The organism is Priestia sp. VA7 (assembly GCF_055710015.1).
The window spans coordinates 682,315-697,610 of the sequence record NZ_JBVQPN010000004.1 but is presented as its reverse complement, the minus strand read 5'-3'; the positions used below and the strand labels follow the sequence as shown (position 1 = coordinate 697,610).

Sequence of the window (15,296 nt, the reverse complement as noted above, 5' to 3'; positions counted from 1 at the left end):
ATACTAATATCATTATATATATTTCAAGAGTTTTTGTAAGCGATTTCTTAGTATCGCTCTATTTTGGATTTATAAACTAAATAAAGAGGTTATCATTGTGCTTATGTATAATAAATTTGAATAAAAATAATATTCTAAAAAATTACTTTATATGTTTTTAGATAACTTTTTTACTAACTATCTACAGATATAAATTCCTGACATAGAGATTATTTACAGAACGATGAATGTTTTATCTTACCGGGTGTTATAATGATGAAAACTGAAGTGTATGAAGGGCGGAGAAAGATGATTAACTTACTTATTGGCTGTATTTTACTAGCATTAGGAGTATACTTTATGTTTAAATTTCTTTTTTACTCTCCTTCTAAAAAGAAGCGAGATCAGCAAAATATGAACAAACCATCAGGTGAGGCTTCAGCTTCATCCCGTACAAACGATTCGAATGGAATAAGATAAATTTTTTTATAAAATACCGGCGTTTGTCTAAGGCAAAAGTTATACTGCTGATATATATTATCTTATACCCTTCTAGTTCAATATTCCCTTCATTTTGGTGTAAGACAAAATGAAGGGAATCACTATCCGACTTAAAAAATCAGATTTTTCTATTTAGTAAGGTAAATAGCTTCAACAAACTCTGTTTGAATTCTTTTCTTTATTCAAGTGTACAGCTGCCTCTTCCACACTTACTGTTCCTATATTTTTCTTCCCGTGCTTTCGCATAGCAAGCGATTCATTTTCCACTTCTTTATCTCCTATCACAGCCATATAAGGAACTTTCAGCATTTCTGCTTCTCGAATTTTCAGCCCTATTTTTTCAATGCGATCGTCTACTTCAACACGATACCCTTTTAACTCCAGCTCGTGTTTCACTTTATATGCATATTCCACGTGTGGCGGTGCAATAGGCAATAGTTTGAGTTGAACAGGAGCTAACCAAAGAGGAAATTGGCCTTCGTAATGTTCAATCAAGATGGCCATAAATCGCTCAACGGAACCGTATATAGCGCGGTGAATCATTACGGGACGATGAGGTTTATTGTCTTCTCCAATATACATACAGTCAAACTTCTCCGGCATTAAGAAATCAAGCTGAACTGTTCCGCACTGCCAGCTTCGACCTAAGGAATCTAAAATATGAAAATCAATTTTCGGCCCATAAAAAGCTCCATCTCCTTCATTCACCTGATAGTCTAAGCCTTTTTCACTTAACACAGATTGAAGCGACTTTTCTGCTTGGTTCCATGTTTCAATATCTCCCATGAATTTTTCAGGTCGTGTGGATAGCTCTACTTTGTAATCGAAGCCAAAATGTGAGTAAAAGTCATGGATAAACGCTAGAATGCGGCTAATCTCAGCTTCAATCTGACTGAGTTCTACGAATAAATGAGCGTCGTCCTGTGTAAATGAACGGACTCTTAGCAATCCGTTTAAAGACCCAGAAAGCTCGTGACGATGAACTAATCCAAGCTCTGCGTATCGAATCGGAAGTTCTCGGTAGCTTCTTCGCTTGCTGTTAAACAATAAAATGGCTCCCGGACAATTCATCGGTTTAATCGCATAGTTTTGTTTGTCAACATTTGAAAAATACATATTCTCATGATAATGCTCCCAGTGCCCTGATTGTTCCCAGAGCTCCTGTTTCATCATGATGGGTGTTTTTATTTCTTGATAGCCTGCTTTATAATGCTTTTGTTTCCAATAATTTTCTAACTCATTTCGAATAATCATTCCGTTAGGTAAGAAAAATGGCATACCAGGAGCTTCTTCCATCGACATAAACAGCTCCAGTTCTTGACCTAACTTTTGATGATTTCGCTTTTCTGCTTCCACTTGTTTTGACATGTTCATTCCTCCAATATATTTTTATTCAACAAAAAAACCGCACTCATCCCTAGTAAAGGGACGAATGCGGCCGTGGTACCACCCTAATTCCGTAAAATACTCATACGTATTTTACGCTTAAAAAGATAACGGTTTTACCGGTTGCGGTTTCAGTGTATACACATTCCCCGCCGCAGCTCCAAGGTGGTAAATTCATTTTGTTTTCTAAGGGCTCTCAGCCAGTGACCCTATTCTCTGTAAAGAAAATCCAAAAATGATTCATGTCCTTTTCATTGCTTGTATATTCATTTTTTCTACATAAAAAGCCGCACTCATCCCTAGTGAAGGGACGAATGCGGCCGTGGTACCACCCTAATTCCGTAAAATACCTATACGTATTTTACGCTCAAAAAAGATAACGGTTTTACCGATTGCAGTTTCAGTTATGCACGTTCCCTGCAATAGCTCTAAGGTGGTAAATCAGATGATTTCTTAAGGGCTCTCAGCCAGTGACCCTATTCTCTGCGAAGAAAACAGCATCTAATTCATGTCCTTTTCATTGCCAAATACTGTTTATTAGTTGTTAAAAGCGATTATAGTGTATAAATTTAACAAAAGTCAAGAAGTAATTTTTTATTTTTTAATGGTATAGAATTACTTTATGCTTGAATTTTTGAAAAGTTACTTAAGAATATACGGACTTAAAAAGTTTTTTATTATACTATTAACGACTACATTTCATTCTTATTTTTATAACAATAAAGGCGAAAAAGAAAGATGCTATAAGTCCTTATTTGGTTTATCTAAGAGGAATTAACGAAGTGAAACCAATACTATCCCAAACCAGAACAAGTAACATATCACAAGCATCATCAGGTTTTTTTATTTATATATTAAAATATTAAATACACCTTTTTATGCTCACGCAAATGTTTGACTTCAATCCGTAGAAACTATTTTTTATCTATCTTTAGACGGAAGCTCATCATGCATGCTTTCACTTTGGGGAAAAATCCGTTTTTTCCTGACTTGTTCTTTAAGAATAACGTCAAGCTGCCGCTGAATTTTCCTTGTTTCATTTGTCGAAAAATACAGGTGAGCCAGATTTACTGTTTCTAACGGATCCTTGGTCAAATTGTACATTTCAATTTGATCAGGAACACGATGTGTTTTAAGGGTAGCAAAACTCACAGGGTAACCTTCATATTGCTCTCCGTGAATAAATTCATCTTTTTCGTCATCTGCTGACCAAAATTGCAGATTATCATGATAGCGAGCGTATTTCCAAATTTCCTTTCCTGCCGCTGACGAAAACTCGACAATGACCGCTTGAATGTGATTAGGCTGAACAACTGACGGGTAGCTTTCTCCTAAAAAATTTGTTTGGTGAAGTCCTTTTGTCGGATCATCATCTGTCATGAAGAAAATCGCTGTTTCCTCTTGCTCAGCACACGTTTCTCCTCGAAGTATACCTGACAGGTCTCGCCCAACAAATGGATGTACTTCCGTATGACTTTTTTGTAATTGCTTTTGAATAGCGGAAGCATCTATATTAGCTAAACTAAGCATTGTCGGGATCAAGTCAAGGTGGCTAGTCAGTGTGTCTGTACGTTGATAACTAGGAAACAAACGCTTGTTATGAATGAGAAGCGGAACGTGAATAGATTCTTCATACATGTTGTACCATTTTTGATGTAGTCCCCCGTGAGCTCCAAGCAAATCACCGTGATCAGACGTAAAAATAATAATTGTATTTTCATAGAACGAAGATTGTTCCATGGTCCGAAGAACTTTTAAAATTTGTTTATCAACATTTTTTTGCAGCTGATAATACAAGCGCCGGTAGAAGCTAGAATTTGGGGTTGGCTGCAGCGCTTTTGGATAGATATATTTATAGCTGCTTTGAGCGCTAGGCTTTGTTTGTAAAGGTTCTCTAATGGTAGGTGGCGGATCGATGTTTGGAATCGTCTCATCAATAGAAAACTGAAACATAGGAAGGTGTTTGGTAATCGCTCCGAACAGCGCAATGTCATGCGGGTTCACAAATGAAGCTACCATGAGCCAAGGCTGCGCAGGCGCTTGATGTTCTAATCGTTGAATAAGCTCTATGATTTCCTCTGCATATATTTCGTCTCGTCCGCTCACTCCAATGGCGCAGATGAACCAGAATTGCGCGGATTTCTCCCTTCCGGTTCCGGACCAATCCACCCTGAAAAACCAAACTTTTCAAGCTTATTAGCCCGTTGATAGAGGCATTCTTTCTCTGGATCCGGTATTCCTGTTTGCATCTGATAGCTAGAAAAAACGTTATGTGTTCCTGGAATTAAGATGTTCTCATCAGAAATATGCCATTTTCCTTTATAAAAGGTTTGATACCCAGCCTTCTTAAAATACTCTCCCATCGTCGGGACGGTATTAGGCTGCAGCCAAAACATATCAGGATCTTGTGACTTCTTTGCGATACCTTGCGTTTGCGTAACTCCATGCAAGGAAGGGTATTGTCCTGTAAACAATGTAGCTCGACTTGGTGAACAAGCTGTAGAACCGACGTAATGACGAGTAAACTCCATTCCATGCTGTTTTAAAAATTTATGTGCTTTTAAATGCTTTTTTCTCCACTTTTTTAGTTCTTTACTTTCATATAAGGGTGGAAATCGCTCCTCGTCCACGATAATCAACAAAAAATTAGGCTGTTTCTGCATGTTTACTCCTCCGCGTGTTTATCAAATTTTCTGTATTGATAAACTATGTAAAAAGCACTTTTTTTAGAAGAACGGAGTACGGTTCATGTCTTTTTATACCCAAACAAAAAAAGACTTGGAGGATTTCTCTAAGTCTTTCATAACTCGTTTCAATACGATATTCCTTATTTTTTGTAAGCTTTTAGCTGCTGATTTCGTTTATAGGTGCCAATGATACTAGGTATACCTACAATTATACTTATCATAAAACTCCACATCATGTAGCGCCAATCCCCTGTAAAAAGCGCTATTCCCATAAAAAAACGAGCTGACCAGCAAGAGCTAACCATGAAGCTATCCAAGCAAACATCATATTCTCTTTCACGTTATCACCTCATATTTTTAATTATGAATGACTTTTTATATTTCACCACGAAATTCTAATTTTGAAGGTTGTTCTACTGTTTATTTTATGTACATAAATGAAAAAGCTAATAGCAGCGCGCAGCTATTAGCTTTTTCATTATTTTGCAAATACATGATTTCCTATTTTAATTGTTTCTTGTTTTTGGCGCAGCCATTGATCTCCCGTTTTATCAGGATTAAAGAAGAATAATGAACCTTTTCCTTGACCTTGGAAGTTAATTGCTTCTTCTACAGCTTTTTTTGAATCTTTGTCTGCAGGTTTATTAATTTGACCGTTGCTGACCGGACTATACTGACCTTTTTGATAAATAACACCTTTTACAGTGTCTGGGAATTTGCTGCTGTCGACTCTATTTAATACAACTGTCGACACGGCTACTTTGCCTGCATAAGGCTCTCCTTTGGCTTCGGCTGATACGAGACGAGCTAATAATTCTTTATCATTTTTATTTACTTGAACGTGCTGTTCATGAGAGGGCGCTGCAGCAAATGCTGAGTAACCTGCACCAAAACTTGGGATAAGCATTGCTATAGCGATTACTAGTTTCTTTATCATAAAAATAAAAAGCCTCCTTGCTATTTCTTGACGTGGTTCATATGCTAGCAGAAAGATAAGAGTCTTTCATTGTAAAAAATTGTCCAGTTCCAAAAGAAATTGTATATTATCGTATTTTTTTTAGCATATAAAAATATAACTTTACTGATTAAATATGAGTTGCCTTTCATTCTTTAGTGGTTTATGATGTAATAATACAAATAATAATGATTACGATTTATAAAAAAAGATTTTAAGAAAGGATTGATTATTTGGCTAAAAAATCAAAGATCGCAAAGGAAAAGAAGCGACAGGCACTTGTTGAAAAATACGCTGAGTTAAGAAAACAGTTAAAGGAACAAGGAAATTATGATGAATTACAAAAACTCCCGAGAGATTCTTCGCCTACTCGCCTGCATAACCGCTGTGAGGTAACGGGAAGGCCTCGCGGATATTTGCGTAAGTTTAAACTTTCTCGAATTGCTTTTAGAGAGTTAGCTCACAAGGGACAGCTTCCTGGAGTGAAAAAATCAAGCTGGTAAATTTCTAATTAAATAAAGGCAGCCTTTTTGGCTAAAAAAAGAAGGAACATGCTCTGTAAATCGTAATCATTACTTTTAGTAGGAGGAATTAATATGGCAACATGGAACTTAGATACAACGAAACATCACGTTCTCATTTGCAATGGAAGCAGCTGCAATCGGTTTGGAGCCGAAGAAGTTACACAGGCGATTCGAAGTGAGATAGCCAATCAAGAATTAGATCCATACATACACACTACTCGCACTCGATGTAATGGTAGATGCCACGATAAATGCGTCGTCATTTCCTATCCAGACGGTATTTGGTATAAAGATGTGAAACCTCAGGATTCACAAGAGCTTATTAACTCATTAAAGAAGGATCAGCCTTTTGTGGAAAAAATAAGCCATACTTTTTGCGAAGAAGGCTTTCAGCGAACAGAAGGTACTGTGAAAGGTATTTCAAAAGAAAAAGAAACCGTCATCAAAGTGTCTAAAAAACTTTAATTTACAACAGCGAGAACATAGCCCTTGTAAGATTAACCAACGAACAGAGAAACATCATTAAAAATATCTATTTGTTCTCTCTGATTCACCTGTTACTTAATCTAAACACCAAAAGCCGCTTCTGGTGAACAGGGCGGCTCTTGTCATCTTTAAATATTTAAGAAATTATATTTTCCCTGTTTCAAGTATGGTATTTGAACTATATATTTTCTTAACTACTGATGAAAGAATGTGGATTCCTTTCTTTAACTCCTCATCTGTAGCAGTAAGACTTATACGAATACACTCCCGGTTGTGAGAAGAAGATTGGCTGCCGTGAAAGAATGAGCCGCCTGGTACTACAATCAAGTTTTCTGCTTTTAATTTATTGTATAGATCGCTATCACTGAAAGGCAAACCTTCTAACCAAAGCCAGCCAAATAACGAACCTTCCGCTTTGTGCAAATACCAAGGAATATCATCCGGCATACATGTAGTTAAAAGGTTTTTTAAATAGTCATGTTTTTGTTTATAATGAGTTCTTATATAGTTAGCTGAAACTTCAGGTAACTTCCCGCTTTTTAAGGTGTTAACCACCATTCTTTGCCCTAGCCTAGAGGAGTGAATCAACATATTTGATTGAAATGCTTCCATTACTTTTATGAAGTCACTTTTTCCTATAGCAATTCCTATTCTCTCTCCAGGCAATCCGGCTTTAGAAAGACTCATACAGTGAATGATATTATCATGTATGATTGGATCCATTTTAATAAAATTAATAGCAGGAAAAGGCGGTGCGTAAGCTGAATCAATTAGCAATGGAATGTGATAGTTCTTGCAAACTTGGGATATAAGCTGTACGGCTTCTTCGGAAAGGATGTTGCCGCTTGGATTATTAGGTCTTGATAATACAACAGCTCCGATGTCTGGGTCCTGAGCTATTTTATCTTTAAATGCTTGTTTGTTAAATTCATAACGAAACGTATGATGATCAAGCTTTGAAAGGATAGGAGGAATTCCTTCTATTACACTTTCCTCGAGTGCGACTCCACTATACCCAGCGTAATCTGGCAGCATAGGTATTAATGCTTTTTTTACTCTTCCTTCTTTACTTGTACCGCAAAACGAATTTAAAGCTAAAAAAAAGAGATTTTGACTTCCCGACGTGATCAAGACTTGTTCTCTGTCCAGTTTAATACGATAATTCGTAAAGAAGTATTCTCTTATGCAATCAATTAATTCATGCGTACCGTAGCTAGAACCATATTGGCTAATCAAATTTTTTAATTGTTTGTCGTTCACAATATCTCTTAAAGCTTCTTCCCACATTTCATAAACTTGAGGGAGGATGGCGGGGTTGCCAGCACTTAAATTCACATATTGATTGAGATCGGAATTGAGCACCTCTTGGATGTCATGCATAATAGCGCGAACGCCTACTTTATTAGTCATTTTGTTTCCTATTTTACTCAAATGCAAAGCAGTCACTAGTGCACCTTCTCCTTAAAGATTATGGTCATCGAATAGTAAGTATGGAACTTCAATCTTTTTATTTTGCTGATTAATAAAGTAATTGTCCGGGATAATAAATTTATCATCGTTCTCACTAGGTAATAAGTATTTTCGAACATAATGTTCAGCTTCTTCTTTATAGTCAAGGTCCCTTTGAATCGTTTCAAGTTCTTCAATTTCTTTTACCAAAAGATCCAGTTCTTTTAAGCATATGTCTAAATCTAAATAAGCATGGTCTCCTTTTCGGGATATTGAACGCCCATTTGCAACTAGCCAGCTAAAAAGAAAAAAACCTGTTCCAGAATCAAAGTTTCGAGGTGCATTATGCTGACTAGGGTATCTTAAAAGTCGTTCAAAGAGAACAAATTCCGTTATCTCTTCCCAAAAAGGATATTTTCTTTTATGAAGAGTCAGCACCGTCTGGCAATCTACTTTAACTTCTTCTAGTATGCCTGCAAAAAAATTCATTTTCGCCTGTATATGTTGGTCAAAAGGTTTATTTCCGCAGTGATGGTAATAATCATGCAGATATCCCCAGATTACCCTTGCCTGATAAGTGTCTTCTCTATTCATAGTATGAGATTTAAAGTTGAAATCAGGAAAGATAGAAGACGCTCTTTTTAATGTATCCTCATTGTATATGCTGTGAAATTTATTAAAGAAAAATATCGCGAAGTTTTGACTTGTTACCTTTTCTTTTGTTTTTACATTCTCAGGGAAAAATACAATACACTTTCCTTCCATAAATCCTTGAGTACCAGCCAACAGCTTTAAAGATTCACATCCATTTTTAGGATGAGGAAGGTCTGCTTCGATGGATTTCATGATTTCAGGTTCATCGCGAACAGCGATAAAGGCTTCTAAATAAAATCCTCTTTTTGTAGGGCCATTAGGCGTTACAATCGGTCCTAAAAAGAACGTCGCTTCCCTGTTTGCAGGCGGGCTATAGGCAATTAGTGTTTGATCAAAGTAAGGAGACTGATCGAGTCCTCTTTCAATCCACTCACATACGTCATTTTTTAATGCATTCCACACTTCAGGTAAGTTTAAAGAGTTATATATTGTTTCAGTTTCTGCAACTACTTTTAATAAGAGCTCTCTAGCTTTTTCGTAATTTCTTTTGACCTCTCCATTTGGGCCCTGATATTTTCTTATCTCATATAGAGCAGGTACTATTTTATCGTTTAATAACTCCACTAAACTTTGGGTATGATTTTTTGTTAACATGATTAAAACCCTCCTTTTTTAGAACAGCTACTTAGCAGAAATATTTTTAGATGATTTAAGAGTAGAATTATTTGTGTTTTTCTCTATTTGCTTTTTCAAGTTAATAAATATAACCCCTGCTATTACAAACGCTGTACCTATATAGACCTGTTTGTTTAATGTTTCACCTAAAAAGACAAATCCTACATATAAGGCGATAACCGGTGAAATAAATAAATGCGCCGTTGCTTTTGATATATGCCATTTTTTTAATAAATAAATATTAATAGAAAACCCCACGACCGACCCTATAATGGCCAAGTATAATAATGAGATAAGACTAATCCCAGAAAAAGTGCGGTTTCCATTTTCTACAAATAGACTAACAATCAGTAAACAAGCGCCTCCACTTAGCATCGAAAAAGAATTAAAGGTCATAATAGGCAAGGATTTTATGCGAGATTGAACTTGAACAGTTATAAAAGCAGAACCTAGCATAGCCATTAAAATGACGATCATGGCTACTATTTGAATCACATTTCCCTGTATAAACAGCTGATTTCCGAATACAACGCTCATACCAATTAAGCACATGACTACACCTAGCTTTTGTCCTTTTGTAGCTGGTGTTCCTTTAAATAAGCGATTAAATAAAAGAGCAAACACTGAAATGCTGGCAGCTAAAACGGAAACAAGCCCGCTTGGCAAATAGACGGATGCCCAATAAACAGAACCAAACGGTAGAGCAAAGTACAAAATTCCGTTTAATGCTGAAATGATTACTACTTCTTTTGAAACCGCCATTTTTTTTGTGAGTAAGAGGTAGAGGGCAATTATTAAACTAGCAATTAAAAACCTCATACCTGCTGACCATAGAGGCAAGCTATCCTTTAATCCAGTCTTTTGAAAAGCCCATGTCGTTCCTCCGATGACCGCTAATAGACAGAACAAAAGATGTACATGAATACGGGTTAATTTAGAAATCACTGTTTCACCTTATTTCTTTTTTAAAGTTAAGCCTATTTTCTTCCGTGGAGCGTAAAACACATCGGCACTTCTCCAAAATCTTTTACAACTGTTAACCCCTGCTCGTTAGCGGCTTTACTCGTTGTAATACATGCGTCTACCTTTCCTTCTAAACAATCAATCGCCGCTTGAGCATTACTATTTACTAACTGAACATTGGGACTGATGGAATGAGCTAAATCAACAGGGGCAGGATGTGAAGCAATTAAAAGGTTATTGGTTGTTATCACCTCTTCTTTTGAGGCAAGCACCATGTTATACGTTGGCATAATAAAGCTATCTACTAGCTCTAAACTAGTTAAATTTTTGAACACAATATCATGTAAGTAAGGATATACTGCGCAGCCTAGAAGAGCAGAACTCTCTGTTTCTTTCACATGAACTAAAGCTTCTTCCAACGTTTGATGCAAAAAGACCTGACCTTGTATGCTTTGGCGTTCGAACCACAGATAGCCTGCTTTTTCACAATTTGTTCCTTCAGGCCCTAAGGTATGGATAATGCTAATTTTTTGAAGCTGCTTATTTTTCTTACTAGACGACTCTGCAACTATCATAGCCTTTGATACCCCCTATGCGTTTACTTTATTTTTATAAACGATTTTTACTTTGTTATCTAAATAGCTGTAATACTGCTCACAGTCGGAATAAGATTCATGAGTGGTTAAAATAAATCCAGGGTACCCTGAAAAGTGCGGATATGGTAAAATGTCTGTCCCTTTAGTTATAAATTGAATAACTCTTTTTACTTCAGTATCTCTACGCACGTCTTCTAAGCCTCGAATTTCTTTAAAAATCCCATGGCCTTGCACAGGGATAATGTAGTTGCCCACCACTTTCTTTCGTTTTCTTTCATTTTTTAATACAGGAGGTTTTAACCCTAATACATAGTAAAAAACTAGCTCCATATAGTTAATACCTGTACTTTCTTTTACAATATAATGAGAAATCCCAGATCCTCCAATGCGCGCTCCTATTTCAATTACATAAGGTTTTCCTGCTGGGTCCAGGCGTAATTCAATATGAGCCGGGCCATTCTCAATTCCTAAAGCATTTGCTGCTCTAGCTGCTTCTTGTGCAATAGATTGCCAAACGTTTTCTTCTAGCTGAGCTGGAGCTATATAAACACCTTCTTCAAAGAAAGGTCCTTTGGAATTTCCTTTATAACCTATAGAAAGTACATAAACTTCTCCTTCTACAGAAAACGTCTCAATAGCAAACTCTGGTCCGTCTATAAATTGTTCAATTACCATGCCCGTTTTATTTTTTGTGAATTTACTTAGGTCTTCTTCATTTACGCGTCTCACTTTTTCTATGCTGTCAATCAGTTCCTTTTTATTATTCGCTCGTGATACACCTTGACTGGAAAATCCGTTAGAAGGTTTTACTACGACAGGATAAGGCAGTGAAAGATTCTTTAATTCCTCCGTGTTTTCAACCTCTTTAAAATACGGAGTGTTAAGATCATTATCTTTTAAAACCTCTCTCATCTTCTGTTTGTTGCGACAGTTACTAATCACAAATGGCGATAAACCGGGTAAGTTTAATTCTTCTGTCAGCTGAGATACAACCTCTAATGCAGGCTCATATAATGTCATAATGCCGTCAAAAAGATTTTTGTGATGCTCTGCTTTAATAATCTCAAGAGCTTTGTCTGGGGTGTAAAATAAATCGATGGGTATGAAATTTTGTACGTTTTTAAGATGCTTAGGTTCTACTTCTTCTTGGTTATAAAAAAACGTCACTTTAATTCCGAGAGCTTCTGCTTCTTCAAAAATAAACGGTAAATATGTATTTTGTAACACAACTGCTAGATGCTTATTTTGTAACGGCATTTACTTCCCCCCTACTTTTAAACAGCTCTTCACTGTTCGATGACTAAATTCTAATGACCACTTCATATATTTGTCAATTTAATTTTATATAACATTAGGAATATATAGAATATTTGATATATTAGTAAAAAGTAAAGAAAAGAATGGTTTATAGGATTAATACTAAAGCAAAATTAAAAGCAGGAATTTTGCTATTTGATTATAAAGATATTTTTAGAAAAATTTAATGAGAATTTTTCTAAAAAAAGGAAAGGTCGACATAGATTCAACCTTTCTTTTTTTATTTTTTATTAAAATAGATATTAACCATTTATAAAGTTACATCTTTTTCAGCCATCTCATTTAGTATTCTTTTTAATGCAATGTTGGGGTTTAATGCGGGATCCTTTATATGCTGAACTAAATGTTCAGCACTTTCACTGATTTCTTTTTCCGTAGCAACAACCGAATTGTATTGAACAAAGTGAGTAAGAAACTTCATGCCTGTTAAGTTAGCCGTTTGTTGCAGCGGTTTTGTTAACTCACTGATCGTATAGTTGTTATAACCTCCTGCTCTGTATGACTTTTGCGGTCCCCCCACTGAAATTGCCAACACAAATTCCTTTCCGTGTAGTTGAGTACCATTCGTACCGTAGGCCCAGCCGAAAGTTAACACATCGTCCAACCATTTCTTCATTAACGGAGGTGTACTATACCAGTAAAAAGGAAATTGAAAAACGATGCGGTCATGCTTTAATAAAAGCTCTTGTTCTTTTTCTACATCAACTTCCCAATTTGGATAGCGCTCATAGATATTATTAACTGTGACATCTTCCTTCTCTAATCGCTTCATCCACGCTTTATTAACGTTAGATTCTGCTAAATTAGGGTGAAATATATTTACTAATACTTTCATTATGATCTCTCCTATACTGTGTATGATCTTTATAGCACGGAGATGATTTTCACTTAAACATCTCCTCTTAAATCGCTTTACACGTTTATTTTAGAAGATATTCAAGTCGTTTTCTTGTACAAAATTCGGTTATTTTTGTACAAAATTTTGTTTCCACTTAAGGGGGGGACATTCCGGTTATTTTCTTAAAATACCTTGAGAAATGGCTTTGATCTGTAAAGCCTAATCCATAAGCAATTTCACTGAGCGGTAAGCTAGATCTTTGCAATTTTTCTTTTGCTCTTTCGATCCGAATCTTAAGCAAGTATTGATGGGGCGTTACGCCTAGCGTTTGTTTAAAGCTGTTAATGAAATGAGAGGAACTTAAATTAGACAAACGAGTTAACTTATCTAATGTAATTGATTCAGCATAGTGGTCTTGCATGTATTCCATCGCTATTTTTAAATGCTCAAGTCCCGGATCCTTACCAAGGAAATGGGACTGACTATCGTTATGCTGTTTTAAAATCTGATAAATAATTAAATTTGTAACTGAGTCAATGTACAGTTTTCCTTGAGGATTCCCCTGTTCGACTTCTTCGCTAAGCCATAAAAGCAGCTGCTGCATTTTATAATCTTGATTTCTAAGGTAATAGCTTAAATCAAGCCTAGAAGATAAGTTTTCTTTATCAGCTATTTCTTTAACGGTTTGAGGATCTAACTCAACACGCAAAAAAGATAGCGGTTCTTTCCATTCGCAAGTGCTGTCAGCTCCAGCAGGAATAAAGTTAATATCATTTTTAAAAGCTACTCCTCCATGAAAGCTATCTGCTACTGTTTCTTGAATCGCAACAGGCTTAGCGGTACGGTGAAGAAGAAGCAAATGTTTATCCAGCGTTTCACGTGCTTGCTGAGGCTGCACGTTTTCTGCTTTTATAATTTGAACATTTTCTTGTTTTTGACTCAAGATGTCCTTTGAGTTAAACTTCACTTCTTTCATATTGCGCTCCTTTTTCATAGATATATCCATTTTTTACTTTCTTGTTTGAATTTATGTGAACCCTTTTTGTTTACTATATCGAAAGAGAAAATAAAAAGAAAAAGAAGTGAACTTATAATTCACTTCTTTTTTTGACGTAGCATTTATTTCATAGGCTGCAAATGATTATTAGCTTTTTGTTTGGCATCACGCTGAACGAAAAAAATGATGCAAAGCGCCAGAAGATATAAACATGCAAAAGCTGTTATGTACCAAAGTGCTGAGGTGATTCCGCTTACATCCATAGTAAAGCCAATAAGTGCAGGGAAAACAGCTCCTCCAAGCCCTGAAAAACCAGTAATTAAACTTGTTACAATACGAGCAGATCCAGTAAACGTATGGTTAGCATATACCATCGTTATCGAATAGATACCTGACATTGCAAGTCCTAAAAACCCTAATAAAATATAGCCTGCTACTGCTTCTTTTAACAAGATAAACAGCACTAAACTCACAATTGTTCCTCCAATGCTGCCAAAAAGATAACGTTCGTATGTAACAACTCGAATAATCCATCCAGTAGCCACTCGTCCTATTAACATGGCCACCCAAAAAACGCTTATGCTCAAAGTAGCCTGTGACGGAATTACATCTAGATACGCGATAAAAATAGACGAAAGAAAATTATTCATACTGCTTTCTACTCCGGCATACATAAAAATCATCACACTAAAAAGAGTAAGTATTTTCCATCTTTGATTTTTAGCAAGCACAGGCGCAGGTTCTGAGTTGGCGTCTGAAGCTTCACTTTCTGAAGTTAAAACAGTCTCTTTTTTAAAAGAAATCATTTTACAGACCACAACCATTAGTAAAGCTAGTACACTCGTTATAAAAAATGAAAACCTCCAGCTGTTCTGTGAAATCAATAAGCTAGCTACTAACGGCATCAACAGCGCACCTAGACCAAATGACACTTCTAAATAACTCATAACAATAGCTCTTCTACCGATAAATACTTCCATCATTAAAGTAGCTACAACTACTTCCAATGCGGCTACACCAATACCGTTTAAGAAATTGAATGCAATAATCCACTCAAATGGAGGCAATAAAAGCATACCTATTTGTGATAGCGCTATCATTAGTGCGGAAACTGTAAGTAAATTCATTTCTCTGAAGCGTCCTAATAGAAAAGAAGATAGCGGAACTCCTATCAAAAATCCTAAAGAACCTAATAATACAAGCTGCCCGCCAACTGTATAGGACACATGATAATGTGTTAACAATTGCGGTAAGACGGACCCTACGGCTGTAATGACTAATCCGCCCAGCAAATAAAGCGCATATGAAGCTAGCGCAAACTTTTTCATCTCCCCACTCCCTTAAATTCT

General features: G+C 36.1%; 13 protein-coding genes, 1 pseudogene and 2 other annotated features. Of the genes and pseudogenes, 3 read left to right on the top strand and 11 right to left on the bottom strand.

Annotated elements, in window-relative coordinates; translation table 11 throughout:
• Positions 1 to 252 precede the first annotated feature (252 nt).
• A complete protein-coding gene (locus AC0C45_RS21380) occupies positions 253 to 459 on the top strand; it encodes a hypothetical protein (RefSeq protein ID WP_026106588.1) in 207 nt (68 codons plus the stop codon).
• A gap of 171 nt (positions 460 to 630) precedes the next feature.
• Here the strand turns inward: AC0C45_RS21380 and thrS are convergent, their stop codons facing one another.
• The 3 genes and pseudogenes from thrS to AC0C45_RS21365 form a co-directional block, all read right to left on the bottom strand.
• On the bottom strand, positions 631 to 1,848 hold the full coding sequence (gene thrS, locus AC0C45_RS21375; protein WP_016764150.1) for a threonine--tRNA ligase: 1,218 nt from the start codon (positions 1,846 to 1,848) through the stop codon (positions 631 to 633).
• Between the two features lie 53 nt (positions 1,849 to 1,901).
• Positions 1,902 to 2,130 (bottom strand) — a binding site (T-box leader).
• A gap of 39 nt (positions 2,131 to 2,169) precedes the next feature.
• Positions 2,170 to 2,396 (bottom strand) — a binding site (T-box leader).
• Between the two features lie 391 nt (positions 2,397 to 2,787).
• Positions 2,788 to 4,529 (bottom strand): annotated as a pseudogene (locus tag AC0C45_RS21370) (sulfatase-like hydrolase/transferase).
• 502 nt (positions 4,530 to 5,031) lie between these two features.
• Positions 5,032 to 5,490 carry a cell wall hydrolase gene (locus AC0C45_RS21365; RefSeq protein WP_257063302.1) on the bottom strand — a complete coding sequence of 153 codons (459 nt, stop codon included), beginning with the start codon at positions 5,488 to 5,490 and terminating at the stop codon, positions 5,032 to 5,034.
• Positions 5,491 to 5,741: 251 nt separating this feature from the next.
• Between AC0C45_RS21365 and rpsN the strand changes: the two genes are divergently transcribed.
• Positions 5,742 to 6,011 (top strand): 30S ribosomal protein S14, encoded by a 270-nt coding sequence (gene rpsN, locus AC0C45_RS21360; protein ID WP_013083197.1) that lies wholly within the window; start codon positions 5,742 to 5,744, stop codon positions 6,009 to 6,011.
• 93 nt (positions 6,012 to 6,104) lie between these two features.
• Positions 6,105 to 6,497, top strand: a complete 393-nt coding sequence (locus tag AC0C45_RS21355; RefSeq protein WP_034652012.1) for a (2Fe-2S) ferredoxin domain-containing protein — start codon at positions 6,105 to 6,107, stop codon at positions 6,495 to 6,497.
• Positions 6,498 to 6,662: 165 nt separating this feature from the next.
• Here the strand turns inward: AC0C45_RS21355 and AC0C45_RS21350 are convergent, their stop codons facing one another.
• The 8 genes from AC0C45_RS21350 to AC0C45_RS21315 form a co-directional block, all read right to left on the bottom strand.
• Complete coding sequence (locus AC0C45_RS21350) at positions 6,663 to 7,964, bottom strand: valine--pyruvate transaminase (RefSeq protein WP_047932290.1); 1,302 nt, start codon at positions 7,962 to 7,964, stop codon at positions 6,663 to 6,665.
• A gap of 15 nt (positions 7,965 to 7,979) precedes the next feature.
• Positions 7,980 to 9,215, bottom strand: a complete 1,236-nt coding sequence (locus AC0C45_RS21345) for a DUF6421 family protein (RefSeq protein WP_034652018.1) — start codon at positions 9,213 to 9,215, stop codon at positions 7,980 to 7,982.
• 27 nt (positions 9,216 to 9,242) lie between these two features.
• Positions 9,243 to 10,181, bottom strand: a complete 939-nt coding sequence (locus AC0C45_RS21340) for a DMT family transporter (RefSeq protein WP_016764143.1) — start codon at positions 10,179 to 10,181, stop codon at positions 9,243 to 9,245.
• 32 nt (positions 10,182 to 10,213) lie between these two features.
• The gene (locus AC0C45_RS21335; RefSeq protein ID WP_016764142.1) at positions 10,214 to 10,774 is read right to left on the bottom strand and encodes a hypothetical protein; all 561 of its coding nucleotides are present in this window, start codon (positions 10,772 to 10,774) and stop codon (positions 10,214 to 10,216) included.
• A gap of 15 nt (positions 10,775 to 10,789) precedes the next feature.
• Positions 10,790 to 12,052 carry an ATP-grasp domain-containing protein gene (locus AC0C45_RS21330; RefSeq protein WP_472928746.1) on the bottom strand — a complete coding sequence of 421 codons (1,263 nt, stop codon included), beginning with the start codon at positions 12,050 to 12,052 and terminating at the stop codon, positions 10,790 to 10,792.
• Positions 12,053 to 12,362: 310 nt separating this feature from the next.
• Entirely contained in the window at positions 12,363 to 12,947 is a 585-nt protein-coding gene (locus AC0C45_RS21325; RefSeq protein ID WP_237894053.1) for an NAD(P)H-dependent oxidoreductase, read from the bottom strand.
• 157 nt (positions 12,948 to 13,104) lie between these two features.
• Entirely contained in the window at positions 13,105 to 13,926 is an 822-nt protein-coding gene (locus tag AC0C45_RS21320; RefSeq protein ID WP_237894052.1) for a helix-turn-helix domain-containing protein, read from the bottom strand.
• Between the two features lie 143 nt (positions 13,927 to 14,069).
• A complete protein-coding gene (locus tag AC0C45_RS21315; protein WP_034652024.1) occupies positions 14,070 to 15,275 on the bottom strand; it encodes an MFS transporter in 1,206 nt (401 codons plus the stop codon).
• Between the last annotated feature and the right edge of the window lie 21 nt (positions 15,276 to 15,296).

What these genes read in the sequence shown, in the direction of transcription:
- AC0C45_RS21380 (WP_026106588.1), top strand. Translation starts at nt 253, where the DNA reads ATGATGAAAACTGAAGTGTATGAAGGGCGGAGAAAGATGATTAACTTA.
- thrS (WP_016764150.1), bottom strand. Translation starts at nt 1,848, where the DNA reads ATGTCAAAACAAGTGGAAGCAGAAAAGCGAAATCATCAAAAGTTAGGT.
- AC0C45_RS21365 (WP_257063302.1), bottom strand. Translation starts at nt 5,490, where the DNA reads ATGATAAAGAAACTAGTAATCGCTATAGCAATGCTTATCCCAAGTTTT.
- AC0C45_RS21355 (WP_034652012.1), top strand. Translation starts at nt 6,105, where the DNA reads ATGGCAACATGGAACTTAGATACAACGAAACATCACGTTCTCATTTGC.
- AC0C45_RS21345 (WP_034652018.1), bottom strand. Translation starts at nt 9,215, where the DNA reads ATGTTAACAAAAAATCATACCCAAAGTTTAGTGGAGTTATTAAACGAT.
- AC0C45_RS21335 (WP_016764142.1), bottom strand. Translation starts at nt 10,774, where the DNA reads ATGATAGTTGCAGAGTCGTCTAGTAAGAAAAATAAGCAGCTTCAAAAA.
- AC0C45_RS21330 (WP_472928746.1), bottom strand. Translation starts at nt 12,052, where the DNA reads ATGCCGTTACAAAATAAGCATCTAGCAGTTGTGTTACAAAATACATAT.
- AC0C45_RS21325 (WP_237894053.1), bottom strand. Translation starts at nt 12,947, where the DNA reads ATGAAAGTATTAGTAAATATATTTCACCCTAATTTAGCAGAATCTAAC.
- AC0C45_RS21320 (WP_237894052.1), bottom strand. Translation starts at nt 13,926, where the DNA reads ATGAAAGAAGTGAAGTTTAACTCAAAGGACATCTTGAGTCAAAAACAA.
- AC0C45_RS21315 (WP_034652024.1), bottom strand. Translation starts at nt 15,275, where the DNA reads ATGAAAAAGTTTGCGCTAGCTTCATATGCGCTTTATTTGCTGGGCGGA.